This window comes from Paenibacillus sp. GL_099_B (genome assembly GCF_057835695.1).
Map to the genome: position 1 here is coordinate 6,920,194 of NZ_CM174430.1, position 26,488 is coordinate 6,946,681.

Consider the following 26,488-nt stretch of genomic DNA (forward strand, 5'->3'; position numbering starts at 1 on the left):
CTCGCTAAGGAATCATATGCTTTATTATGAATAGCATTCACTCCGTTCGTTTAACTAAAAAAGCCAGCTCAGTGAGCAACGATGGATGCAGGACTTGTTCTGGCTTTAAATAATTAAAAGGGGAGCCCGCCATGTTTTCATGGTTGGGGCTCCCCTTTGTTGTTATAGATATGGTTATCTTATTTCTGTGCCGCAGCCTCAATGTCTGCATAAGCCCAGTGTGTTGCAGGTACGTCTGTAAAAGATGGCGTAGTTACGCCTGTTGCCGGCGTCCGTTTGAACAATACATTTAGTACTTTCACAGCTTCAGCGCGGGTCAGTTTACTGTCCGGTTTAAATGTACCATCGTTATATCCGGTCATCAGGCCAGCCGATTGTACGTAAGCAATCGCATCGGAAGCCCAAAGGTCGGCGGACACATCTGTAAATCCAGCACCATCTGTTGCTTGTGTTGTGCTGCTTGATGCGTCTGCGCTTTGTTGCTGTATCCAGCGGTACGCAATGATCGCCATTTGTGCACGGGTAATTGAACCCTCTGGCACAAATTGAGTAGCGTTCATACCGTTCATGATGCCAGCGGATTGCGCTTTTTCAATATCGCTTGCTGCCCAATGAGTTGCAGATACATCGTCGTAGTTTACAACGTTCGCAGATGCGGTTCCCGCTTCATCAGACAAATTACGAGCCAGCATCGCTGCCATTTGTGCACGGGTTACGAATGCATCCGGGCGGAAATCAGCACCAAATCCGTTGATATACGGGTTGTGCGAGCCTTGGGAAGCTTTCAGTCCATCCACCACAACGAGCGTGAACGTGCTGAATTTGTTAACTGTAAATTCAATACCTTCATTGGAATCGCTGAGATTCACCAGTTTGCCTTGAATCAACTCTTTCGTACCGTCACTGTGTTCAATGTACACAGCCAGGTTATCCAAAGCTTGCTGGCGAGCAGCAGGGTCAGTTGGAAGACTGTCGCGCAGCGGCAATGTCAGTGTTACTTCATGGCTTTGCATATTCGTTTCGATTTCAACTGGACGAGCCAGTACTTTTACGTTGGTATTTGGAGCAATCTGTTGGATCAACTGCTCTTTCTTCGCACGTTCTTCTACTTCCTTGCGCTCGGATTCCTTTTTCAAAGGAACTAAACGGAAGTACAAATCCTGGTCAAATCCGGCAATTGACTTCGTTGGAACCGAGATAATGACGTTCTCTGTGGAAATCTCAAGGTTAAGCCCACCATCATTCAGCTGTTTCACCGCTACTTTTGGCAGTTCAATGCGTGTCTCAGACACAGTATCCTTGGCGTCAGGGATGACAATGCGTGCTGTGTTCATGTTTAATTGCTTCGCTTTTTCCACCGATTCCTTGGCAATCGCCTCAGACATTTTCACGAGGTCCTTGATCGTACCGTCGGCCTCGGTTGTACGTGTGATTGGTGTTTTGGTCAGGTTGGTGCCATTCGCTCCGTTCACGTCCACGACAATTTGTTCCTGCTTGGTCGTCGGCGTAGTCGTTACAGGTGTAGTCACTGACGATCCTCCACCTGTGCTTCCACCCGGGTTAGGTGTTGAACCATTTCCGTTATTGCTATCTCCATTTGCCGTGAAGACAATCTTCACCGCGCGCCCTGGCAGTTCATCACTAATCGCTTTGTAACGAACCCATACCGTTTTGTCACCGCTAAAATCAAATTTCTGAATAGAGGCAACATCAATCCAGTTCAGTTTTCCGTTAAAAGAGATCTCCATTGTGTCATCCAAGCCAGTTATGGTGTTGTTGATATCATTTCCCGTTACATTAGGGGCCGTAAAGAATCGGTTGATTACATATTGTAGATTCCCAACATCATCGTAGCTGTCTTGTTCATTAAGCACCCATTCGGCCAGTTCTTTTTTGCCTTCCGGGCTGAGTTCAGCTCTTTTGGACAAATCAAGGGCACCTGAAAGATTGAATTTGTATTGGTCAAAGAAATTGTGTCCGTTAAACTGTTCATTCATGGTTGTCTCAAGCCATTGATTCATTTGGTCTATAGTCGTGGCATTCTCGATAGGTTCGAATGGTATGGATAGGAGTCCAAGGACAAAGCGCGGATCAGCAATCTCTACTTGGGCCTGTTTCGAAACTCGTTCCACTCCCAACAAATGCAGATACTTAAAAGCAAATATAGGCTTATTCACCTTGCTTAGTTCCAGATGATGCAACCCAACTTGACGAAGCATATCTGTCTCGGGGTCATTAAAATAATTGCGTCCTTCAGACAGTTTCTGTGCAAAAAGATCCAGCTTACCTTGAAGTACACCTAGTTCTCTTTGCTCCCAGATCAACTGAGCCTGCACAGCAAGTTCGATCATATATTGAACTTGTTCCTTATTTTCATAATCTTTCTTGATATTATCGTACAAGAACTCTGCCACATAGTCTTTGACCTGCTTAGATAAGGAACCGTACTCATTTGGTAAATTAATACCCAAATCAGGATTCTCCATAGCCAGACGCATAGCATCTATATTTTTGTTAACTCTTGCAGCATTTACGGCAGCCAACGCATCACTTTCATTGTTAGGGAAAAATTGATTAAAAACGGTCTGAATGGCTTCAAAACTTTCATATCCATTAACTGGTCTTTCACTAAGCATATGGCTAGCCAATTGCTCCTGCTCTTCGGTTGTCAGGTTATCCATTTTGCTGATATCTAGAGGAAAGCTCATCATCGGGTTTTCAGGATTCGCAGTGTTGTATGAGATACTCTCCTTCTCAATGTCACGGTACTTCTCCAACGATTTCAACATTTCCTCAGTCGTGTTTGCACGATTAATTAATGGCGTTTTTTCTACAGCTGTGTCTGTATATTTCAAAACACGAGAAATGGTCGGTGTTTTTTTTAGTCTAAGTTCGTACAGATAAGCAGTCGTTCGTTTATCAATCTCGGAAGAAGTGAGATATGCATTAATGAGTTGATAGAATTTTTCCTCTGCACTCGGATTATCGAAATAATTTACTCGTTCTGCTTGTTTCGCATACATTTCATCAAGTGCAGTTATGGAGCCTTGTCCCCCAATTTGGCGGGTCACTTCAAGTGCTCTTAGAGCCACCTGCACCAAAAACTCAACTTGCCCCTTGTTTTCGTATCCATCACTTGTCGGTGGGTCAATATCTAATAAGTATTTTGCAACGGCCTCCTGATCTACTACAGGCAAAGAATTAAAATCAGGCTGGGCTATGAGTTGCTCATTACCCAGCAACAAGATGGCTTCTTGGATAAAGTCCTCGCTGTTACCCCGGTCTGCATTCTTTTTGAGTTCGTTGTATTGGTTTAACAAAGAATCACCACTGGGGGCGAAGAATGCATCAAATGCAGCTTGCACCTGTGTCACGTCGTCGTAACCTTCAAATGGTCTGTGTTCAATCATCCACTGTGCAAGATCCGCCCTTTTCTGATCATTATTCTCTATGGTAGACATCTTATCTAAATTGACTGGAAAAGGCTGAACGGTAACATCCGGATCCATGCCGAACATCATAGTCATAAAATAGTGCCCAAACATGCTATCTAGTGTATCTTCCATGTCCGAAATATTATTCGGAACATTGATTGGAAGGTACTCGGACAACAATTCCATCACTAATTTAATCTGTCCATTATAATAGATTGGCGTCTCATATTTTCCTAAAGCAGGTTCAAACATCACGATATTTGTATACATCACCTTATCGGCGCCTCTCAACGTGCTGTAAGTAGCACTCGCCTCAACCATGGGTCCTGCTTGGTCGGAAGGAAGAAAACCACCAGCATGACTATACAAACCAAATGTTTCGTCCAAAATAAACTGTACAGTATCTGGATTCGTTGTTCTAGGCAGCTTTACCAAGTTATATAGCAGAGCAAATACGGACTCAACCTGGCTTTGATTCTCATACTCTATCTCACGTGGCAGCAAAAGGATCATCCCTCGCGCCAATTCATTCTTTTGCTCTTGATTCAGCAGGTTATAAGTAGTGGTTATATCGGTGGTATCGATTAAACTGCCGCTTGTCAGGATACTTTGAACACTTGAAATTGCTTCTTCAATATCCTCATATGAATTCCTTATTTCATTAAGCTGCTCCAACGGAGTAAGTGTGTCAGCACTTGCAACCCCTCCCACACTAACTACCTGTAATATCAAAACCGCAACTAATAAACAACTTATAAGCTTTCTGTAATACATAAAACGTTGTCCTCCCTGTCCTAGTTTTTTAAAGGCAACAAGTCTAATTGCCCACCTATATAGGTCTACTGTAGTACACAACTCTGAACGGATTCTGAACATCCGCTCCAATAAACGGAAAAAAATCCGGCCTGTAGGTGAAAAACAGGCCGGATCTCAAATATTTTTCGTCATTATTCATCATTTTAACTTCTGCGAGTAATTATAGAGTCCTACATTTCACAAAATTTAAGATATCTGTCACGTTCTCTGTACTCTTTCACCGCTCCTTCCACAACCCACAGGTAGACGCATCAAATCATCGTGTATCCGCCATCTACAAACAATGTGCTCCCTGTCGTAAATGTATTCGTCATGAGATACGTAACCGTATGTGCAATCTCCTCATTGTAGCCCACACGCTTGAGCACAGACAGCTTCTCATAGTCTTTGAAATGTTCGCCGCGAGGCGTACCCTCCTGTCCCTCACGCCAGATGGTTCCGGGGGAAACGACATTCGCGCGAACAGGTGCGAGCTCCACTGCAAGTGCTTTGCCCAGACTTTCAATTGCTCCATTACACGCAGCGTAAGAAGCACCGCCATCCAGCGGACGTTGGCTGAATCCGCCCGACATTAACGTAATCGAACCCGAAGCGGATAGATACGGAGCTGCGTATTTGGCAGCAAAATACTGAGGCCAGAACTTGCCCTTGAAGCAGCTTTCTGCCGTCTCCCGATCTGAAGTTAACGGACCACGGGTGTATGCAGCTCCAGGGGTGAACAGATGATCGAATTCGCCAACCTGATTGAAAAATTGCTCGATTTGCCGTTCATCCTGATTGTCCAACACATAAGCTTCGATGGACACCCCTCCAGTCTTGGCTTTGCCTGCGACATGTACAATCTGTTCCCTCGCTTCCTCCAGCCTGGTCTCCGATCTACCTGCAATAACCACATGTGCACCTGCCTCAACAGCCTGAATTGCCGTTGCCAACCCAATCCCAGAGCTTCCTCCTATAATCACGACACGTTTATTCTCCAATGTAAATTGACTCATTCTGCATCTTCCCCTCGTATCGCCAGAACTTTCGTTGTACCAGCGTTTTGTTCATTATTATTGAAATCAACATCGCTGAACAGTACGCAATTGGATCGTACCAGGTACGAAAATTCGTACTATTGGAACCCGATAATATGGTTATCCTTGCCCAATTCACACAGACATAACAAGCGGAAAGCGAAAAAATCAGGTATGATGGAGTTACATATAGTTGTTTAAATCGAGGTGAATACTATGGATTTACAGGAGCCACGGTTACAAGGTGTACTGGTTACATTGGAAGCCATTAATGGAAAATGGAAACCGCTCATCCTGTTTATTTTATTGAAGGAAGGCACGAAGCGATTTGGTGAACTAAGACGCATGATTCCCGATGTAGCACAGGGCACGTTAACGAAACAGCTTCGCGAGCTGGAACAGGATCAGATTATTGTGCGCACTCTCTATGGCGATGTTCCGCCGAAGGTCGAGTACAGCCTGTCCGAACACGGGCAGACGATTGGTACGCTGCTGGATGGCATGTGCGGCTGGGGCAAGGCGCATCTGGAATACTTGAACGGAAGTCAGCAGAGGATTAATGCGGAGAAATTAGCCGGGGACCCCCATAACGAGGCAAAAGCTGAATAAAAACAACACGGTAGCCCTTTTAGCCTTTTACCTTTTAGTAAACAAACTTGTTTAAAACAAGCACGTCAGCTATACTTTCGTTCAGATGCACAATGGATAAACAAGGCTGAACAGGCATACTAGAGACAAAAACACTTGCACCTTGTTGGCACAACGGGAGAGGGGGATATGTAATGTTGCAGCTTTCGGAAAAACAGGCACAGGATATTGTCGATAAAATGATGCAGGACATCCCCTACAACATCAACATCATGAATGAGCAGGGCATTATCATTGGAAGCGGACAGAAGGAACGCGTAGGCACGATTCACCAGGGAGCTGTCCGTGCCCTGACCACCGGAGACCGGGTCGAAGTCTGGCAGGATGGCAGACTGGAGAAAATGGGCACCAACGAACCGATTCGGATCAATCATCAGCATGTCGGTGTCATCGGCATTTCCGGCCATCCTGATGAAGTCCGTCCGTTCTGCAACATTGTACGTACAACCGTATCTCTCCTGATCGAACAGCGTAATCAATTGGAAAGTCTGGCCCATGAAGCTTCTCGGAAAAAAGCCTTTCTGGAACGGCTGCTTGCCCACTCCGGTTCCTATTCGCAGAAGATCAGGCGGGAAGCAGCACAGTACCATATCGATCTGCAGCTGCCGACGGTTCTTCTATACATTCGCTTTCCCCATGAAGCCCCTGAGTTTGGCACGGAGACAAGCCGGGCCTTACTACAGCTTCCCTCTTTCTTCATCGAGGAAGACGATCTTACTCAGATTATTCTGATCCAGAACGAATCGGACGTTGATTCGATAATCCAGCTTGTACATCAGGAACAACCTCAAGCCCTCATCTCTGTTAGCAGACGGGACGCCAGTATTGCCACCTGTTATGAACAGGCGAGATCTGCGATGAACATCTTGCTCGCACTTCGACCTGCGGCACCATTGATCCGTTATGATGATGTACAGTTTCTGGTGCGCTTAAGCACGGCCAACCTAGCTCGCCATAACAACGTCGTCAGTAAGCTGGAGGACACAGCCGATCTGCTGGACACGCTTCGCAGTTTCATTCATCACAATGGCAGCATGTCAACGACTGCAGAGGATCTCAACATCCATCGCAATACACTGCAATATCGACTCAAACGGATCCAAACCCTTACAGGCAAAGACCCTCGCAATTGGCTGGAGCTTATTGAACTTACGCACGGACTACTCGCGTCTTATCAGTAGATCCCACAACAAAAAAGACTGAACCGGAATGCCCTGTCCATTGTGGACGTCCCTACGTTCAGTCTCTTCATAGTCTCTTTATACTCTTCGAACCCCACTAACCGAACCACAGAATGTTAAGAAATCAGACCCAATTTCAGCACTCTCGCAATATTCTCGGTTGTACGCTCCACATTCTCTGGGCCTTCGCGCAGAAGTTGTTCCAGATCAGCCGCCCCCGGCACAATACCAAACACCGCGTCAATACCTTCAGTGTACAACGTATCTATCCCTTCACCAACGTAACCTGCAATGGCGATAACTGGCTTGCCCGCTTCCTTTGCAGCACGCGCTACACCGTAAGGTGTCTTGCCAAATTTCGTTTGAAAATCAATGCCGCCTTCGCCCGTAAACACCACATCCGCATGTACCAGCTTGTCACGCAATCCAGTATATTCAATGACAATTTCAATGCCTTTGCGCAACACAGCCTGTGTAAAAATCAAAAGCCCTGCGCCCAAACCACCTGCCGCACCAGCACCCGGCACATCACGTATATCCTTGTGCAGCTGCTGCTTCACCACATCTGCATAATGGGAAAGATTCGCATCCAGCACCTGCACCATCTCCGGTGTAGCTCCCTTCTGCGGTCCAAACACCCGTGAGGCGCCATGCTCTCCGCATAACGGATTGGTTACATCACAGGCGACAATGAACTCCACATCCTGCAATCGTTCATCCAGCCCAGTCACATCGATATGCGCCAACTGATCAAGTACGCCGCCTCCACGTGCAAGTGGCTGTCCGTTTGCATCCAGAAACGTTGCGCCAAGCGCTTCGGCCATGCCTGTACCCCCATCGTTGGTCGCACTGCCACCGATTCCGATAATGATTTTACGAATACCCTGATCCAGACACGCCCGAATCAGCTCTCCAGTACCATAGGTTGACGTGCGAAGCGGGTCCCGGGTTTCCTTGGTCACCAGATGAATGCCGCTCGCCGATGCCATCTCAATCGCCGCCGTTAACCCATCGCCCAGAATGCCATACTGCGCTAGTACAGGCTGTCCCAGTGGCCCGCTCACCTCTCTCTGGTGAATTACGCCGCCAGAAGCATCCACCAGTGACTGCACAGTGCCTTCGCCTCCGTCAGCCATCGGTACATAAACATAGTTTGCAGCTGGGTAGATTTTACGCAATCCTTTTTCCATCGCCACACATACTTCTTTCGCTGTCATGCTCTCTTTAAATGAATCCGGTGCCAGTACAAATGTCGTCTCTCTCATCTTCTCCCACCCCATCCGTGTTATTAAAGGATAAATCCGTAGATTAACGTCGCTACAATCGCCATCGTTCCACCCACGATCGCTTCATAAGGAATAACGCCCATCCGCTGCTTGATTGTCATCTTCATGCTGTCAGCCGAGACGTGGAAGTAATTTCCTTGTGGCAGGGAATCGATAACTGTCGCACCTGTGTGCACCATAACCGCCGCTGCGAGCGGAGCGGTCCCCATGTTCAGAATTGCATCTCCGAATGAACCGGTGGCAAGTATAACTCCTGTCGAGGTGGAAGCCGTCGCTGCCGCCATCAGAATACCGGCAATCGGGGCCAGGAAGGTACCGGATATCCCGGAAGCTTCAATAAGACTAACCACCTGACCAGACAGATCGGATGCAGAGATCAGTCCCGCGATGCCTCCGGCACCTACCAGAATAAGAACGGTGGCAGTCATTTTATTCAAGCCGGAAGTCGTGTATTTCACAATGTTTTTGCCCTGGCCCATCGCCAGCATGCCGATAATACCCGCAATCGGGAGAATGTACATCGCATCCACTTTGAATGTAGATAATGCTGTAATGCCTGTTATGGAGCCGATTGGATTAATCATCAGCAGGATGATGGCAACCAACGGTGCCACAATCGCTTTTTTCAGTGGTGGGTACTGTGACGTATCCACTTCACCCTGCTCTGCTTCCTGATCAGTTACCATTACACCTTTGTTTCTAAGCATTGAAGCTACGATAACGGTTACAATTAATCCGCAGATGGCTGGAATCACGCCTGCCAGCATGACATTGCTGAGATCCAGATTGAACCCCCGCGCCGCAGCGATCGTATTGGGATTCGGGGAGATAATATTCCCTGCCTTGCCTCCACCTGATAAAGCCAGCAAAAGGGCCAGCTTGGATATGCCCATTTTGTTACCGACAGATAGCGCAATTGGCGCTACAATCAGGACGGCCACGGGAATAAATACCCCCACCGCTGTAATAATCATCGTTGCCAGCGCCAAAGCCAGAATGGCCTTACTGCCGCCAAATTTTCGTACGATGGCCTGGGCGATTGTCTCTGCTGCCCCCGATTCCATCATGACACCAGCCAGCACCCCGGCTGCCAGAACGCGTAGCACAGTACCCATGACACTTTGCGTGCCGTTCACCAGTATATTTACGGTCTCTTCCAGATTGGCTCCGCCAATTAAAGCGCCTACAATTGCGCCCAGAAATAAAGAGTAGACCGGATTCAGCTTCCTCAGAATCAGTATAATCGCAATTGCAAGTCCTGCCAGCGCGCCGATCCAGCTAATTGTTAAAGGTTCCATTGTCCATTGCCCCCCATGCACTTGTTGAACACGCTTTCATTATAGTTGCTGGCGAGCCAAATAAATATTGATGAACAGACGAAATTCATTGTTCATATGCACAATGAATAGTGGCAGGACCGAATATCCTGCCACCGTTACACTAACGTGCTTCGCTGCTTCCTAGAGAAGCACACGGTGTTCCATTATATTTTTCATACTGATATGAGATTTGGATGGCCCTAGCTTCACAAGAGAGTCCTGGAACTCAGCAAGCTCTTCAATGGTTGCCGTCTGTACCTTAATCAGATAGTTGTACTCACCGCTAATCCGATATAAATCCGTGACCTCAACAGCTTGTTCACAGAAGTGAACGAATTCCTCACAATGCTCTGTTTTAAGTAAAATAAAAGTCGTTGTCCCACGATTTAGTTTGGCTAGATCATAGATGGTTGAATATCCCGATATGACCCCATTTTCCTCCAGTTTGAGGATTCTCTCCTTAACAGAAGGCTGGGACATGTTCACCTCTTTGCTAATCTGTACAATTGGCATGCGTGCATGGTGCTGCAGCAAGCGCATGATCTGCTGGTCGATCTCATCTATAACATAACCCATTTGTAGTCCCTCCCGAGAATCAGGCTAATTTAATAAGTTTTTTAGGATAAAAGAGCTCATAAATTGCAACTCTCACTCCATTATATCCTTTGATATCGCATGGTTCCAATGCGCCGTTCCCTTTATACTTTAGAATACAATCTGAAGAAGGAGTGATGGAGCATGAGTGTAAATGGACTTGCTCACGTAGCCATTCAAGCACGTAATTATGAGGATACCCTCTTGTTCTATACGGATGTATTAGGGTTTAAAGTTGGTCACTCCTGGAGTCTGCCCGCCTTTCAAATTACCGAGGCATGCATGCTGATCTCACCGGATCAACGGACCTGCATTGAACTGTTTGACCCCGGAGCCGTAATCGCGGCCGAAGGTGAACCAGCAGAGTCTCCCGAAGCAGTAAAACACGGGGCATTGCTGCATTTCGCCTTTTACGTAGACAATGTGGAAGAGATATACGAGCGAGCGCTTGCTCATGGTGCTAAACCTTATGTTCAACCCGATTGGATCTCACTTGGTGAACCCCCGCTTCAAGTTCGAAATGCAGTTGTGCATAGTCCGAATGGTGAAGTGATCGAATTCCTTGAAGAGGTTGATTTTGACCGTTCGTCCACACTATCGATCTAACGTTACACAAACCGAACAGCCTGTTGCCCGGAAATCCGTGGCGGCAGGCTGTTTCATGGTTTTATTCCTTGCTATTCCTTACTACCCAGCTCCTCGTTTCCCGGCTTATACTCCTTTAACTTACCTTCATATACCAGCTGCAGTTGTTCACTTTGGCGAAAATCATCCGGGGTCACCAGCGCAGGTAGCTTGTTCCACAGCTTGATGCCTGAGCGTTGCAGAATCTCAGCAACAAATTGCGAGCAAAAGTAGGAGTTGCTGAACTCTACTGGCTCCTTCAACGTAATGCCAATCACACCAAGCAGATTGTACATATATTTCTGGCGGCTGCGAATGAAGATGTGCAGCACCCGTTTCATTTTTTCCACCTCACGCTCCGTCACCTGAAGCTCATAAATCACACATGTGGTATTTGGATACTTACTGTATGTACCTGTCTGAATATCTTCCTTCACAAACCCGCCGTTCAGCGGATTGCTCGGATGCTTGCGACCAAAGCTGTATAGCTCGGATAATTCCCGGTCAAATGAGATGGAGGCATGGTTGTATGGTGCTCTGGTGTAACTTTGAATGACTTTGGTAAACAATGTTCCCGTATTCGTAAGCAGGATATAGATGGAGCGTGGTTCTGTCATAACGAAATTTCCCCTTATCAAGTTGGCACTATTCCTTCATAATAACATAGGTACCCTATATTGGAATCTTACTTCTGGATAAGCAGGTGATTGTACTTGAGCAGTTCACTCTTTACCTTAACACTGATTTTTATTGCTTTATTGGTCATACATATCGTGTACAAAATTATTACGAAGCTTCAGCCGGACAAGGATTATTCGGGCATTGGCAACAAAATCAAAACCTGGTGGGGCATGCTTGTCATCTTCTGTCTCGCCACCCTCTTCAATCCGATTGTCTCCCTGATCTCCCTCATGGTACTCACCTTTTTCGCGCTGAAAGAGTACTTCTCCATGATCCGCAGCACCCGCAAAGCAGACCGCAGGTTATTTCTATGGGCGTATCTGGCGATTCCGGTGCAGTTTTACTGGATCTATATCGGCTGGTATGGCATGTTTATTGTGTTTATCCCGCTGTATGTCTTCCTTGTATTGCCCCTGCCACGCTTGATTAATAAAGGGACGGTCGGTTTCCTGCGCAGTGTCAGCTCGACGCAATGGGGACTCATGCTGATGGTATTTGGACTTAGTCATCTGGCCTACTTCCCATTTGCAACACCGGAATATGGTTCAAAGCTGGTCCTGTTCCTGGTCGTGTTAACCCAGCTGAATGACGTGGTGCATTATCTGGCCTCACTCTATCTGGGCAAACGCAAAGTGGTGCCCACGGCCAATCCTTTTTTGACATGGGAAGGGTTCGCCTGTGCATTCGTTGTAACCACAGCTGCCTCTTATTTCATTCATCCTTACCTGACTCCGTTTGATGCACGTTTCGCGCTTTTCATCGGTGTGTTGATCGCTCTGGCTGGGTTCTTCGGAAGTCTGACTGTTTCTGTTCTGAAGCGGGATTTGTTAATCGGGGATGACAATAAGTTCGATGCGCTGAAAAAAAGCTACCTGAGCCGGGTCGACAGCCTGACGTACACCTCTCCAGTAATGTTCCACGTGGTGCGTTATTTCTTCGACTTTATGTAGAAGCGGCAGTATCTTTTACAGAGACGAGGACCGGACACACTCAGTCGAATAGAACAAAGTGTTAGCTTGCGCCATCAATAAAAGCAGCCTTTACGGCTGCTTTTTCTCATTTATGGGAGAAATGAAGACACACGTACAGGGTGTCTGTTTCATTTTCCATTTGAATTAACAGAAAAGACGGCACATAACTATGATCTGCCTGATTATTTTAATTTAATTTCCTTTTCAGAGGTCACTTCTTTCCCCTCTTCATTGGTAAACACAAACGTCGCTTTGCCGCGTTCACCCTTCATCTCATCCGAATAGATAAATCCGGAGAATTGCCCGTCACCACTGATATAAAATCCTTCTTTTCCATTCGCGCCATGCTCGATCGCTTCCTTGTAGGAATTCACAATCGTTACCGTGTTGGACGTCCAGCGCATCTCGGATAAAGCATAGCCCTCAGGAATTTGTTTTATCGCAAAATCAAAGCTATTGCCCTCGGACGGCTTATCCGTCTGGTCAATGACGATCATGACCTGTCCTTCCGCATCAGCGGAGGATTCCGATTGGGCGGTAGGGTTGCCTTCATTCCCACTTTCATTCGCCTGATTATTGTTATTCTTCGCCTCCATATTGGGAACGGAACTATTTCCCGCTTCCTCTATGGGCTGCTTTGATTGTGGATAGGCGTGTTCCTGTACGGATTCGTTGTTGTTTTTCGCCCCACATGCACTGGTCAACAGCAGAATACATAGAGCAGACACCCAGAGTATAGATTTATTTTTATTATTTTTCATCATTGGAACTCCCTCCATTTATCTAAAGTAACAATCACGATGCATTCATCCAAAGAGAACTTTCCAATCAGCACCTTCTATAGTAATTACTACACCATATCGTCTCACATTAAGCTCCATATTATGTAAATGAGTTATAAATTCAATTCGTTAATACAGTTCGATGAACCCTGAAATGTTGGCGTGTTACCCTGAAAGGGTCAAAAAATACGCTATATGAGGGAGGAAAAAGGTTGAATCGCTTCGCTTTTATGATGCTCGTTATACTCGCCACTTCGCTTATGGGTTCATCCTTTGCTGTGGGCAAAATCGGACTGGCTTATGTCTCACCCATTCTGCTGGTCGGTATTCGATTTACGCTGGCTGGAGGACTAATGGCACTGTGGGTGCGAAATAAAAACCTTCCCGTGACCGTGCCTGACTGGCTCCGGTTATTCGTCATCGGTCTGTTCCAGACGACAGGCGTGATGGCCTGCATTTTCCTGAGCATGCGTACCATTCCTTCAGGACAGACATCCATTCTCACGTTTACAAATCCGCTATTGGTAGTTCTTCTCGGGAGTGTATTTCTTGGTCTGAGATATAAGGTATACCAGTGGTTTGGGGTGCTCATCGGTATAACGGGGGTGTTCATCACGCTTGGATTCCATCTTCAATTCTCCGGAGGAACGTTACTGGGTATGGGGTCTGCCTTGTCCTGGGCGAGCGCTACCCTCTTGGTCAAACAATGGGGTCACGCTTCAGCACCTGGGTGTTAACGGCATATCAGATGTTATTCGGCGGACTAACGCTGTTATTGCTCAGTTTTACCATGGAATCAACAAAACTCATCCTGAACACCACGTCCATAGGGGTGATTCTGTATCTGGCGATTCTCGGTTCGATTGTGCAGTTCGCTACATGGTATTACCTGTTAAGCAAGGGTGACCCAGGTAAGACAAGTGCCTTTCTGTTTCTCGCTCCATTCTTCGGTGTCTTATCCGGCTGGCTGCTACTGGGCGAAGTTATTCGGAATTACGTCTATGTGGGCGGGCTATGCATATTCCTTGGGATCTTTCTGGTAAACTGGACTGGACGAACGAATAATAAGAATGTATTGATGAAATAAAAATATTCATGCCTGATTTTCGGCGATGCCCTGTGCATCGTTTTTTTATAATATCAACAAGGATAAACTTTACTGATATAAGGACGTGCGCCCAATGATTTCTGCTGAACTGAAAGAACAATACTATGAGGCTCTTGTGGCTAAGGATTCGGAATACGAAGGTTTATTCTATGTAGGCGTCAAGACGACGGGTGTATTCTGCCGGCCTACATGCCCCGCGCGGAAGCCAAAGTTCGAAAACTGCGAATTCTATGAGACGGCTCAGCAGGCTTTACTTGCTTCGTATCGTCCTTGCCAGCGCTGCCGCCCGTTGTCTCATCCCAATCAGGTATCTGATGTGGTACGCGTATTGGTGGAAGCCGTGGAGAACCATCCGGAGAAACGCTGGAAAGGCCAGGATTTCAAGGCATTATCTATCGACGAATCGACGGCCAGACGTCAGTTCAAGAAGCGATTTGGCATGACCTTTGTGGAGTATGCCCGCGCCCGTCGTATGGGACTGGCCCTGAAAAATATTCGCTCCGGTCGAACGGTCATTGATGTCCAGCTGTCCACCGGTTACGAGTCCGGCAGCGGGTTCCGGGATGCCTTCTCGCGAATCATGGGCGCAGCGCCCACACAAGTAGATGAACAAAATGTCTTGAAGGCGTCCTGGATCGACACACGTCTTGGACCCATGATGGCTGCAGCCGATGAGAAGGCGCTATATCTGCTCGAATTCGTGGATCGCAGAGGTCTGGAGCGTGAGGTGGAACGATTGCGCAAACGAACGAAGTCAGCCATTGTACCTGGAGTAACAGAACCGATTCGTTCCATTGAACGGGAACTTGCGCAGTATTTTGAGGGCACGCTAACTGTATTCCATACCCCGTTGTTCTGGTTAGGAACACCATTCCAGAAGAGTGTATGGGAGCAATTGATTGCGATCCCACCGGGCGAGACGAGGTCATATCAAGATATCGCGAATGCACTGGGTAAACCTACAGCATGTCGGGCGGTAGCACAGGCCAATGGAGCCAATCAGCTGGCCATTGTTATTCCATGTCACCGTGTGATCAATGCCAGTGGAGAACTGGGAGGATACGGAGGAGGCCTGACACGCAAAAACTGGCTTTTAACCCACGAGAAGCAGGCTCCTGAATAACTCAAGAGATATGAAATGAACGGCATGTGGTATGAAGAGGATTAGCTATGTAACGGAGGAGATAAGTCTTATGAGTACGCAACAAGAAAAAGCGGCGATGTTCCACCAATTCCATACGAAAGGCAATCCATTGATTCTGGTCAATGTCTGGGATGCCGGGAGTGCACTCGCCATCCAATCTGCTGGAGCAGCAGCAATCGCTACTGGAAGCTGGTCTGTAGCTGCTGCCCACGGTGAACAAGATGGAGAGGCGATGCCATTCCAGCTGGTACTGGACAATCTGGCCCGGATTACAGCGAGCGTGGATTTGCCTGTTACGATCGATATTGAGGGAGGGTATGGCAGGTTTGCGTCAGAAGTGAAGGGAAATGTGAGCCAAGTGATCCATCACGGTGCGGTAGGAATTAATATTGAGGATCAGCTCCCCTCTGGCGCAGGACTGTACGCTGTGGAGGAGCAATGTCTGAGACTGTCGGCTGCCCGAGAAGCCGCGGAGCAGGCAGGCATTCCGCTGTTCATTAACGCCCGCACAGATATCTTTTTGCAAAATGCACCTGAACGACACAATCACGCACTCCTGGAAGAAGCACTTATTCGCTCCAAGGCATATGCAGAAGCAGGCGCCAGTGGTCTGTTCGTTCCAAGCTTACAGAATCAACAACTGATTCAGGAATTGTGTGAACGTTCGTCGCTTCCGGTCAACGTGATGGTTACATCCCATGAGCCTTCACCAAAACAACTTGCTGGGCTGGGTGTGGCACGCGTAAGCTATGGGCCTTATCCTTATCTGCAAGCAATGGAATACCTGAAAGAACTGGGACAAAGTATTCTATCTGGAAACTAACACAAAGGCGTGCTTCTCATTTTTCACCAGAGGGAAGCGTACTTTTTCACGATATTCAATTAATGCTACTATTATAAGCGATCATCTATGATGTGAATCCTCAAACAGGTGCTAGACTGCGCCTGTTTTTTGATGCTTATCTTTTCACCTATGTATGTTATAATCACCACTACCCAACACTAACAGGAGGAAAATATGCTTAACGTTGAACAAAAGCTTGAAGTGCTACAATCGTATCCCCAACTGCAACGCAAAGATGTTTCTCTCGGTCGTGTTAATTTCCACTACGAAGAAAGTGCTTATGATAAAAAGATTGTTGCTCTCCATATTCACCCTAACGGTAACGGTTATATCTATGCAGGGCTACTGCCCAACTATGAGACCGATGCTAAAGGATTCGTCAATATTCGTGATTACTCCGAAGAAGATCTACGCACATTATTAGATGAGACAATTAAAGCGATGTCTCACAATCCCAACGCAGTTGAATTCGAGGTGCCAGAACAAGTAAAAACTGCTGCTCCTGCATTGGCTACAACCTCTACAGGTGGCGGAACATGGGTCGATGAAGATGGACATACGCTGACTTTAAAATATGAAGATGACATGTGGTATGTGTATTCCGGTGTTAATCTGGATATGGCTTTCGAAACACGTAGCGAAGCTGGCGAGTATCTCAAAGAAGAAGGATTCAAACCACAAGCTCAAGCCTAACTTATACAAAAAAACACGAGACGTGTATGTACACACTCGTGTTTTTCTGATCTGATCAGTCTTTTCTGCCTTTCATTGTAAGCGGCGCATTCTTCATCATCGGGTACGTGCTCAGAAGCAAAGCACCTCCAATGACCCCCAGAGTGGTGAACAATGCGATGAGATTGACATTTGTAAACCACTGGACCCACGTGCTCAGATCTGATAGAACAATTACCAGCGTAACGATTAAGCTAACCCCAAAGAACAGGACAAAAAAGTTGCGCATCCCCAATCTAATCCAACAAACAGTTGAGAAGATGGATAACCCCAGCACCAGAAAACCAATCATCAGATCAAACCATAGATAGGAAAAAAAATGATATTCACTTGAATACAGCATACCTGGTTGATAAAAGGTTACGCCAAGCGTCCCATATTCATGGAGAAGATGCATAATGAAATAGATGACGTTCAGTATCGTAATTGTTCCTACGACCATCCATACCGAAATGATATAAAAGGATTTCATAAACTGTATTCGTGTACTGCCCATACCGATCGCAACCGGAAACAATGTGATGATGCCCGCAATCGCAAAAGCACAGATTCCTCCATACATTGGACCACAAAGTTGTGTAGTATAAGCAATATCAAAGATGAATCCAATGGCCAGATAGACTACAGTAAGCATAAGGGTGATGAAGGAGAAGATCATCAAATACCAGCGCATATCGTCCAGAATCAGCCGATTCGTACCTTTCACCGAGTTCATCGCTTAACCCCCTCCTGATTACGCGTCCTGTTAACCAAATAATCTTGTAATGTCGCCTTCTCAATGGAAAGCCCCTGCGTATGAGCGATGTCTTTCCACATTTTCGAGTATGGCTCATCAATCATCACTTTCAAGGTCGATCCCATCTGGGAAGATTCTATGACCTCCACGTCTGCTGTGACTCGGTTAATATCTTCTATTTTCCCTGTTAGAAGAACTCCTTCTTCGCGTATCTTTTCCATGGGCTGATTAAATAACACTTTCCCCGCTTGCAGAACGATAAGCGACTCACATAAAGGCTGAATCTCCTCAATATGATGGCTTGATATTAGAATTAGACGCGGGTTATCTTCATAAGTCTCCAGTAAAGCATTGTAGAAATATTTGCGCTTCTCTGCATCAAGTCCGTTGGTGGGCTCATCAAGAATCGTTACTCGTGCATTACTGGCAAGACCCAGTATCATCTGGGCGGCGGTCTTCATGCCTTTTGAGAATTTGATGATCTTCTTCTTCACTGGCAATTCGAACATATCGATTAATTGCTCCGCAAAGGTCTGATCCCACTGAGGATGGAAATATTGGCCGAATCGAACCATGTCGTTAATCGTCCAATTTCTACCCAGGGGATGATTCTCCTGGATATAACACAGGTTCTCCTGCGCAGCCAAATTATTGTAAGGGTTCTGGCCCATCACTTGGATGGTCCCATCATCAGGTCGGTTATGGCCTGCGAGCAGACTCATCAGAGTTGTTTTGCCGGCACCGTTTCTTCCCCACATTGCACTGATGATCGGCTCACTCTCATGTAAATTCACGTTGTTCAGAACTGGCGTTTTTGTTTTCTGATAACTGTAGTTTACCTGCTCGATATGAATCATAACTCACTCTCCTTATCCTTCTTGCCGCGGATCAAATCGATAATCATGTCCTCATTCATGTGAATCCGTCTGGCCTCTTCAAGTAAAGGCCTAATATATTCCTCGTAGAAATGCTGTTTTCGCTCAACAAGCAACGCTTCCCTGGCTCCCTTCGCAACAAACATTCCAACACCTCGCTGTTTGTAAATGATACCTTTGTCCACGAGCGTTTGAAGCCCTTTGCGTGCCGTGGCTGGATTAATATTGTAAAAGCGAGAGAGCTCATTGGTAGAAGGAACCTGTTCCTCCACCTTCAATCTGCCGTCTACAATGTCATCCATAATCATCATGGATATTTGATGAAAAATGGGCTGAGATTCATCCAAATTCGATTTCATGCGATTCCAACTTTCATTCATCGTTAATTAGTTAGTCAGTTAGTTACTCATGTGACTAACTATAGTACACGGAAACCAATATGTAAATAGGCGAACCACTAATTAATCAACTTTTTCATTTTAGCTCGATTGTATTGATTAATAAGACCGTCCAGAACTACAGATTGCTGGATGACTTCAGGATGAAGCAGACTGCCGTATTCCGACTGCAAACGGTGAAGCTGTTGTCTGGCTTCTTCGATCTGTGACATTAACTCCAGGCAATCCATAGTATCCCTCCTTTTTGTCATATTTTAGTTTATTATGCCAATCGATAGGCCGCAAGGGGTACGACATACTTATTCTTCCACCAGACGTAAAAAAAGACGCCTCTGAATGAATATTCAGAAGCGTCCCTTACCAATTTTTTAAGTTCCGAATCCATGGTCAGCAGTTCTCATAATTCCGGGGTCTGGAACTTCCTTGCCTGAGACAGGTTCCGTAGCAGGAGCTACAATGTAAATAATAATACTACATGTAGCTATCAGCAAAGCCAACTTTCTCTTCATTGAGTTTCTGCACCTCACTAATGATCAATTTGTATTGCTGTTTCGCCGTCTCAGTTGCAAACTCCCTATATTGCTCGAACAGTCCGACACCTCTAAGCATACCTCGTCCACTGCTAATTTCAATAGAGAATCGCAAACTATCCAGAACAAATTGTATTCCCGTGAAATACTCGTCTTTCTTTAGATAATACGCACCTAGATCCGCTAAAAGACGTAAATATCGATCATCTGTAACCTGTCTGCTGACCTTTCCAATTCGGTTGCTTTGTTCCTGATACGTAAAGTACGATTCATACTGTTCGAGCACATCATCAATATTTTTATCATAGCGATTTGCAGCAGTTACAATATCACAAAGCGCCGGGAAAATTTCATTTTCTTTTGTTGAGATGTACTTCAAATATTCAGGCAACACATCAAACTGTCCACTCATTAATTGATATATATAACGGTTGCCCTCAGCCCATTCCTGAAACTGATTCATAACTACCATTTCGTCTTGATCAGGGTTCTTCACCCAGCTGTTATCCGTATATAAAGAAACATATTTAAGCGCACCTTGATAGTCTTTAAGTTGATAGCACGCACTCCCTGAAGCCAAATAGGAATACAGAATGTAAAATACAATCGGTCTTTTGGTTTCTTCCTGTTTCCTTCTCCCATTCAACTCATAATGAATGGTTGCTTTCACCCTTAGCTTCTCGGACAGCTCCTGAACTTTATTCCATCTGTGCAAGGCACCAAAAGCATTAATCAGTTCGTTAAGCGCATCCAGCTGAAAGCGTTCATCCAGCCGATCCACATAGTATTCGAATTGGGCCGCGATGATCAGATTTCGTTGCTGATCATTGGTCAGCCCCAATCTGAATAGTCGATACTGACATAGTGCAAGCCGTTCGGAGTGTTGCATTTTCTCACTTTCGGCTATCGTTTCATATAGTAGAACGGCCGGTTTAAATTTACCAGCATGATAGAATTCTTCAGCCAGTTCAAATAACAAAGGAATATAAGATAGATTATCCATCATCAACCGGATAACATCTTCAATACAATTCAATTTATTCAATTCTGCACATCGATGAAGGAATGGTCCCAGTCTTCGCCAGTCAGGGGCAGCATGGACAAAACACTCATCTATATACAATTCATAGAAGTAACCTTCTTCAAGTCTCATAGCTGAAGTGATTCGATCCAGCTGCTGCATCGCAATCGGACGATTCTTGTTCAAAATATTGCTCAGCGTACCCGAGTTAATTCCTGACGTTTCCGAAAAAAGACTAATGGACATCTGCTCACGCTTCAAATAACTCTCTAAATGATCGCGTATCGTGGTTGTCGGCTCCAAACTAACACCACCCTCCAAAATAAAAAACCATAAACAGGATTAACGGTATGCAAAAGTAATTATATGTAATAATTAAGCAAGGGTCAATAAGATAAATTCAACTAATTTGTATTAATTACAAAAAAATCCTTTTGTTGAAATAGAGGCCCTATCCTTATTTTATACCGGGAACGAATAAGCATCAAATAAAGGATAAAAAAAACACGAGCGGTATATACGCTCGTGTTTTACATGCAATACAGCAGATCATTCTGCCATGTATTGATTTTGGTTTAAGGCAGCACATTGCCAGCTGCACGATAAATTTCGTACCACTCTTGGCGTGTAAGGTGAACATCGCCAGCTTTGATGCAATCCTGCAAACGCTGGAGATTCATTGTGCCTGTCACTGGCTGCATGTGCGCCGGGTGACGTAACAACCAAGCAATTGCGATGGTCGTGTTGCTCACTTCATATTTTGCAGCAACCTCGTCGATCTTCGCATTCAGTTCCGGGAACTTATCGCTACCCAGGAATACGCCTTCGAAGAACCCGTATTGGAACGGGGACCATGGTTGAATCGTGATATCGTGCAGGCGGCAATAATCAAGAATACTGCCATCACGGTTAACCGCGGCATCATTCTCCATATTTACGTTGATTCCACTGTCAATCATCGTGGTATTGGTAATGCTCAACTGCAACTGGTTGGCTACCAGTGGCTGTTTAACGTATTTTTTCAACAGTTCGATCTGGTTCGGATTCTGGTTGGATACCCCGAAGTGACGCACTTTGCCTTCGCGTTCCAGTTGATCAAAAGCTTCAGCCACTTCTTCCGGTTCAACCAATGTATCCGGGCGATGCAACAACAGAACATCAAGGTAATCAGTTTTCAAGCGCTGCAGAATGCCATCCACCGAATTCAAGATGTGCTCTTTGGAGAAATCAAACATGCCTTTGCGGATACCGCATTTGGACTGAAGAATCATATTTTCACGAACCTGGGGATTCATCTGCACAGCCTCTGCAAAGATCTCCTCACACGCTCCGTTTCCATAAATATCAGCATGATCAAAGAAGTTCGCGCCTGCTTCCATGGCGGAATGAACAAAATGTTCAGCTTCTTTGCTGCTTAATGAATTAATTCGCATGCAGCCAACGGCTACAACCGGTATTTCGAGTGCGCTGCTGCCAAGTTTAATTGTTCTCAAGATGATTTCCCTCCATATTCGAATAGTATCGTACATTCATTCTCATGATCATTGCCATCTAGTATATACTTGTCTTCCGTCTATGATTGTGACACAAAACTGCAATCGGTTTCAATGGAATTTTAGAACTCTTATATGGAATAATGGAGGTTTTTTTCTGCATCGTTCATCCACTTATACTTCTTCCGGGACTATCACTTCAATATGCTGAGGCAATACACTGATTCGAATGGGCAGAGAAGGCCCTTCTTCCCCATCCACATTTGTGCGAATGGCTTCTGTAGAACGGACGTGAACTTCTTTTGCCGTAAAATAATCAACATCCTTGTGGTTCTTCAGATTGCCAAACAATAGGGACGTTCCAAGTGTAACCGTATTGAATACGTTCATGCTACGGATCACAAAACAATGAATTAACCCATCATCCACCGCTGCTTCCGGGGACAATTTCTCAAAACCTCCAACCGAATTGGTCAGCGCCGCGAGAAAAAGTGGAGACTCCCCTTCCCATAACTGCCCGTCATACTCAATAGTTATTTGCTTGGCGGGTGTATTCATTAGGTCTTTCAATCCTTCTTTCAAATATGCGAATGAACCCAGCTTCGACTTCTCTTCCGATGATACCGAGAACAACGCCTCTGCCAATGAACCAACTGCCACCACGTTGGCAAACAGACGATCATTGATTTTACCGAGATCCACCCTATGGATCTGCTCCGAACGTAACTGACGGATGGCTTCCTCCGGATCAAGCGAGATATGCAGCGCACGCGCAAAATCATTCACCGTACCCAGCGGCACCACACCCAGTCTGGGACGATGCTCCTGATCCATCATGCCGTTGATCGTCTCATGCAGCGTCCCATCCCCTCCGATGGAAATGACGAGATCACAGCCATCTTTGCAGGCACTCAGACAGTAGTTGGTCGCATCGCCCTCACCAGCCGTCTCATTGACCACCACTTCATACTGCTGTGATTCAAGAATTTCTTGTACCTGGGACACATATCGCTGAGCCTCTTCTTTACCCGACGATGGATTACTAATGATCATGGCTTGGCGCATACCTGCATCTTCTCCTCCAAATGGCATTCTTTACTTCATCTATACCCTTTCTGCCATGGAGTTGAATAGCATCTGGGGGAGTTGTACAATTTATTTTGAAAAAGATGGCTGGAAGAGTGCAGTATGGGGTTTGAATCATATAGAATAGAAGTAGATGTTCTGCCTGTCATGAATTTCTTGTTCCTTTTGCCCTATGATGGGTTAATAACTATAGATGTGTTTTTATTCGTGCCTGCATAAGTTAAACTGGTCCATTTACACTTACCACTCCGATGGCAGAACAACCTTCCGATCACTGTTATCCCCGGACTTCTTTGATTCCCTTTTTCTAAAGGGAGAAATCCCGTGATAAAGGTGACCGCTTCGCTTCTTCAGGTTATTTCTGCCCTCTCCGTTATCGTGTAAATATTGTACTTACCTTATATATCATCGAAAAAAATCAATCTGTTCGGAGTATTTTATAATCTCAAAATCGGAATCGGAGGGAATTCATGCAATGAGAAGAATGACTCTACTATTTCTAGTCTTCATCCTGAGTCTCGGAGCGGCTGGGCAAGCGATGGCCTATACCACGGCAGATTTGGGCGAAGGAATCATCGAAGATCCTGCACTGGAGAACGGACTGAAGCTGATCCTGAACAAACCGGTAGATTCCCCTCTAACCTCATCCGATCTGGAGCAGTTGAACGTTGTGGATCTGAGCAATGCAGGCATTCAAAGCCTGTCCGGTCTGGAATACGCCACGAACCTGACTCACCTCCGGTTATATGGCAATGAGATTGAAGACCTAACACCACTGGCGCATCTGACTCAGCTTCGCGAGGTTGATGTTCGCAATAACTACATTACATCGATTGATGCACTGGCTGATTTGAAAGACCTGGGACGGCTGTATATCAGCAACAATTCCATTTCTTCCATAGAAGTTGTACGTGGATTCACCCGATTACATACGTTTCACGCCAGCGGTAACCAGATTACCAGTCTCTCCGCACTGGCTGATGCAGATGATCTTCAATGGCTTGAAATCTCGAACAATACGATAACGGACCTGACACCACTGGCTGATAAAAGAAAACTTAAACAGCTCAATGTGGCCAACAACCACATTGACACACTGGATGTACTGGTTGATCTGCCGAATACACTTCAGAAGCTGAATGTGGCAGGCAACGAGATCTCCGATCTGATGCCCTTGGAGCATCTGACGCGTCTACAGACGCTGGACTTCTCCGGGAATCAGGTTCAACATCTGGCACCCTTGGAAGGCCTGGTAGGGTTGAAAGAACTGAATGCGGAGTCCAATCAGATCTATGATCTGGAGCCATTACGCCAGCTGCCCAAGCTGGAAGTACTGAAACTGTCCAATAACCGGGTGTGGGATCTGACACCGATTGCCGGTTTTACTTTTACAAGAAATATCTCTGCAAATACTAATACTATAACGGATATCTCGGCTTCCACTTCCTTATCCTCCGGTACGCAGACCTCGGTCTCTGAACCGGAACCTGCCGGACTCACGGTGCAAAATAATTATCTGGATGTTGCGAACGGCAGTGACACGATGCGGCTTCTAAACCAAATGAATGTGCGGGAACAGAAACGTACTCCACAGGGCAATTTCCAGCGGCTTATTGAAGGCTCTACCACGGCCTATGTCGGGGATCGTGCTTACGCACTGGAGGCTGCACCTTTTATCGATGAGGGACGGACCTATGTACCGCTCCGTTTTGTCTCCGAGCAGTTGAATGCCAGCGTGAACTGGAATCCGGATACACAGGAGGTTCAGATTGCGCAGAATGGCACAGTGGTTCGGTGGACTGTGGGCAACAAACAGGTGATTGTAGACGATACGCTTGCGATAAACGATGCACCTCTGTTGATAAAGGATGGAAAGGCGTTTGTCCCGGTACGTTTTATTTCGGAGCAATTCAATACGACGGTTGCGTATATCGGAAGCAGTAAAACAATTCTGATCTTCGAAAACAAAGCTCAGGACGAGAAAGTACAACCTTAATTAAGCAAAACATAATCAGGCATCAAGCACTTATCTCAACTTATCTCAAATGCACAATTACATGCACAGCGAAGTCCCCGTCTGAACATCAGCGGGGATTTTTGGTGAGCAGTATACAGGATACGAGCTGGCAGTAATACGATTGGCGGAATAGCGATTATTTAATCAAAAAAACGGATGCTGCCCAGGGTCTGCCTGTATTCACTGGGACTCATGCCAGTCCATCGCCTGAACTGCCGACTGAAGTGCGCAAGACTGGAATATCCGAGCATGGTGGCAACCCGAGTGAGATTAAGATCAGGCTGGTGTATCAGCTGCTTGGCTTCGTGAAGCTTCAGTTCGGACAAATATCTGCGCGGAGAGATGCCGTATACTTTCTGAAATGTCTCCAGAGCATATCCAGGGCTGATTTGAAGCGAGGCCGCAATCTCTTCAATCCGAATCCCCTTATCCCCCAGCCCTTCCCGCTGGATATTCCCGGCATTGAAACGGCTTTTGATTGCCTCGGCAATCAGTGTTGCATAGTGCGCCACAGTAGGCGATACGGTTTCTTGGGAACGGGACGAGCTTTGCTCTGCCAATATCGCCAAAATCTCCAGCAAACCAGCCTGCATACGGAACAAATCTGATGTTGTATATTCTTCTTTGTGCTGAAGCAGATCCACCCATTTCATCATGACTTCCGTTAATCGCTGATTATCCTCACCGCCACATGGAAACAACATCTGCACATGTCTACTCATCTCCTGGCGAAACAGAACCTCATCTACATTGAAATGGGCAATAAAGTAGGTAAGCCCCTGCTCCTGATTACATTCATTGGTATGTTTGCACCCAGGCGGGATAAGCAATAAATCTCCTGCGTGGAGATCATAACGAATATTCTCCAGTATCGTCGTCTGCGACCCTTCCAGAATCAATATCAATTCAAAGGCCAAATGCGATTCCAGCGGCACTTGCCAGCCCTGTTTCACCTTCTGCATATGAGCACCAAACAGCTTGACGTTCCAGTCCGTTGCAGGCAGCCATCGGCTCTCCGGAGATAGATAAGAACGGTATGGTTCAGGAATGATCATGGATTTCACCACCTTGGATTAGGGCAAATTTTACGCGGTTCAGCGTATCTTCTTTTGCAATGGGACTTGATATACTGACTGTACATCATACCTGAGA

At 46.0% G+C, this 26,488-nt stretch carries 23 protein-coding genes and 1 pseudogene; 9 read left to right on the forward strand and 15 right to left on the reverse strand.

All coding sequences use genetic code 11. The features are described from left to right. Positions 1-179: 179 nt before the first annotated feature. Positions 180-4,208 (reverse strand): S-layer homology domain-containing protein, encoded by a 4,029-nt coding sequence (locus AC3ITG_RS31380; protein ID WP_489252371.1) that lies wholly within the window; start codon positions 4,206-4,208, stop codon positions 180-182. Positions 4,209-4,501: 293 nt separating this feature from the next. Further along, entirely contained in the window at positions 4,502-5,245 is a 744-nt protein-coding gene (locus AC3ITG_RS31385; RefSeq protein WP_489252372.1) for an SDR family oxidoreductase, read from the reverse strand. 237 nt (positions 5,246-5,482) lie between these two features. Between AC3ITG_RS31385 and AC3ITG_RS31390 the strand changes: the two genes are divergently transcribed. Together AC3ITG_RS31390 and AC3ITG_RS31395 are read left to right on the forward strand one after the other, a co-directional pair. Next, complete coding sequence (locus tag AC3ITG_RS31390; protein WP_489252373.1) at positions 5,483-5,875, forward strand: winged helix-turn-helix transcriptional regulator; 393 nt, start codon at positions 5,483-5,485, stop codon at positions 5,873-5,875. Between the two features lie 173 nt (positions 5,876-6,048). Beyond that, entirely contained in the window at positions 6,049-7,095 is a 1,047-nt protein-coding gene (locus tag AC3ITG_RS31395) for a CdaR family transcriptional regulator (protein WP_489252374.1), read from the forward strand. A 116-nt stretch (positions 7,096-7,211) separates the two neighbouring features. Here the strand turns inward: AC3ITG_RS31395 and AC3ITG_RS31400 are convergent, their stop codons facing one another. From AC3ITG_RS31400 to AC3ITG_RS31410, 3 genes are all read right to left on the reverse strand, one after another. Continuing rightward, entirely contained in the window at positions 7,212-8,360 is a 1,149-nt protein-coding gene (locus tag AC3ITG_RS31400) for a glycerate kinase (protein ID WP_489252375.1), read from the reverse strand. Positions 8,361-8,383: 23 nt separating this feature from the next. Further along, complete coding sequence (locus AC3ITG_RS31405; protein WP_413373997.1) at positions 8,384-9,679, reverse strand: GntP family permease; 1,296 nt, start codon at positions 9,677-9,679, stop codon at positions 8,384-8,386. A 162-nt stretch (positions 9,680-9,841) separates the two neighbouring features. Further along, positions 9,842-10,276 carry an Lrp/AsnC family transcriptional regulator gene (locus AC3ITG_RS31410; RefSeq protein ID WP_064641603.1) on the reverse strand — a complete coding sequence of 145 codons (435 nt, stop codon included), beginning with the start codon at positions 10,274-10,276 and terminating at the stop codon, positions 9,842-9,844. A gap of 162 nt (positions 10,277-10,438) precedes the next feature. Between AC3ITG_RS31410 and AC3ITG_RS31415 the strand changes: the two genes are divergently transcribed. Continuing rightward, positions 10,439-10,900, forward strand: coding sequence for a VOC family protein (locus AC3ITG_RS31415; protein ID WP_489252376.1), 462 nt, complete (start codon positions 10,439-10,441; stop codon positions 10,898-10,900). 71 nt (positions 10,901-10,971) lie between these two features. Here the strand turns inward: AC3ITG_RS31415 and AC3ITG_RS31420 are convergent, their stop codons facing one another. Next, positions 10,972-11,535, reverse strand: coding sequence for a hypothetical protein (locus tag AC3ITG_RS31420; protein WP_489252377.1), 564 nt, complete (start codon positions 11,533-11,535; stop codon positions 10,972-10,974). A gap of 96 nt (positions 11,536-11,631) precedes the next feature. Between AC3ITG_RS31420 and AC3ITG_RS31425 the strand changes: the two genes are divergently transcribed. Then, a complete protein-coding gene (locus AC3ITG_RS31425) occupies positions 11,632-12,549 on the forward strand; it encodes a phosphatidate cytidylyltransferase (RefSeq protein WP_090902911.1) in 918 nt (305 codons plus the stop codon). A gap of 203 nt (positions 12,550-12,752) precedes the next feature. Here the strand turns inward: AC3ITG_RS31425 and AC3ITG_RS31430 are convergent, their stop codons facing one another. Continuing rightward, positions 12,753-13,334: a hypothetical protein gene (locus tag AC3ITG_RS31430; RefSeq protein WP_489252378.1), complete on the reverse strand. Its 582-nt coding sequence runs from the start codon at positions 13,332-13,334 to the stop codon at positions 12,753-12,755. Positions 13,335-13,564: 230 nt separating this feature from the next. Between AC3ITG_RS31430 and AC3ITG_RS31435 the strand changes: the two are divergent. The 4 genes and pseudogenes from AC3ITG_RS31435 to AC3ITG_RS31450 all read left to right on the forward strand — a co-directional run bounded on the left by AC3ITG_RS31435 (position 13,565) and on the right by AC3ITG_RS31450 (position 17,141). After that, positions 13,565-14,439: pseudogene (locus tag AC3ITG_RS31435) on the forward strand (DMT family transporter). 94 nt (positions 14,440-14,533) lie between these two features. Further along, a complete protein-coding gene (locus tag AC3ITG_RS31440; RefSeq protein ID WP_489252379.1) occupies positions 14,534-15,583 on the forward strand; it encodes a bifunctional transcriptional activator/DNA repair enzyme AdaA in 1,050 nt (349 codons plus the stop codon). 70 nt (positions 15,584-15,653) lie between these two features. Continuing rightward, on the forward strand, positions 15,654-16,427 hold the full coding sequence (locus AC3ITG_RS31445; protein ID WP_489252380.1) for an isocitrate lyase/PEP mutase family protein: 774 nt from the start codon (positions 15,654-15,656) through the stop codon (positions 16,425-16,427). 195 nt (positions 16,428-16,622) lie between these two features. Beyond that, entirely contained in the window at positions 16,623-17,141 is a 519-nt protein-coding gene (locus AC3ITG_RS31450) for a hypothetical protein (protein WP_076287273.1), read from the forward strand. 55 nt (positions 17,142-17,196) lie between these two features. On the opposite strand, the gene AC3ITG_RS31455 is transcribed toward AC3ITG_RS31450, so the two are convergent. The 7 genes from AC3ITG_RS31455 to AC3ITG_RS31485 form a co-directional block, all read right to left on the reverse strand. After that, complete coding sequence (locus AC3ITG_RS31455) at positions 17,197-17,895, reverse strand: hypothetical protein (protein WP_489252381.1); 699 nt, start codon at positions 17,893-17,895, stop codon at positions 17,197-17,199. After that, a complete protein-coding gene (locus AC3ITG_RS31460; RefSeq protein ID WP_489252382.1) occupies positions 17,892-18,773 on the reverse strand; it encodes an ATP-binding cassette domain-containing protein in 882 nt (293 codons plus the stop codon). Before AC3ITG_RS31460 ends, AC3ITG_RS31455 begins: the two co-directional genes overlap by 4 nt. Then, positions 18,770-19,150, reverse strand: coding sequence for a GntR family transcriptional regulator (locus AC3ITG_RS31465; RefSeq protein WP_413373987.1), 381 nt, complete (start codon positions 19,148-19,150; stop codon positions 18,770-18,772). The genes AC3ITG_RS31460 and AC3ITG_RS31465 overlap by 4 nt, the downstream gene beginning before the upstream one ends. Before the next feature lie 98 nt (positions 19,151-19,248). After that, positions 19,249-19,419, reverse strand: coding sequence for an aspartyl-phosphate phosphatase Spo0E family protein (locus AC3ITG_RS31470; protein ID WP_076287270.1), 171 nt, complete (start codon positions 19,417-19,419; stop codon positions 19,249-19,251). A gap of 241 nt (positions 19,420-19,660) precedes the next feature. Beyond that, positions 19,661-21,043, reverse strand: coding sequence for a transcriptional regulator (locus AC3ITG_RS31475; RefSeq protein WP_489252383.1), 1,383 nt, complete (start codon positions 21,041-21,043; stop codon positions 19,661-19,663). 272 nt (positions 21,044-21,315) lie between these two features. Then, the gene (locus tag AC3ITG_RS31480) at positions 21,316-22,233 is read right to left on the reverse strand and encodes an aldo/keto reductase (protein ID WP_413373985.1); all 918 of its coding nucleotides are present in this window, start codon (positions 22,231-22,233) and stop codon (positions 21,316-21,318) included. A gap of 174 nt (positions 22,234-22,407) precedes the next feature. Then, on the reverse strand, positions 22,408-23,298 hold the full coding sequence (locus AC3ITG_RS31485) for a diacylglycerol/lipid kinase family protein (RefSeq protein WP_489252384.1): 891 nt from the start codon (positions 23,296-23,298) through the stop codon (positions 22,408-22,410). A 496-nt stretch (positions 23,299-23,794) separates the two neighbouring features. Here AC3ITG_RS31485 and AC3ITG_RS31490 point away from each other — a divergent pair, with 496 nt between their 5' ends. Continuing rightward, complete coding sequence (locus AC3ITG_RS31490; protein WP_489252385.1) at positions 23,795-25,315, forward strand: leucine-rich repeat domain-containing protein; 1,521 nt, start codon at positions 23,795-23,797, stop codon at positions 25,313-25,315. A 161-nt stretch (positions 25,316-25,476) separates the two neighbouring features. On the opposite strand, the gene AC3ITG_RS31495 is transcribed toward AC3ITG_RS31490, so the two are convergent. Beyond that, positions 25,477-26,391: an AraC family transcriptional regulator gene (locus tag AC3ITG_RS31495; protein WP_489252386.1), complete on the reverse strand. Its 915-nt coding sequence runs from the start codon at positions 26,389-26,391 to the stop codon at positions 25,477-25,479. Positions 26,392-26,488 lie beyond the last annotated feature (97 nt).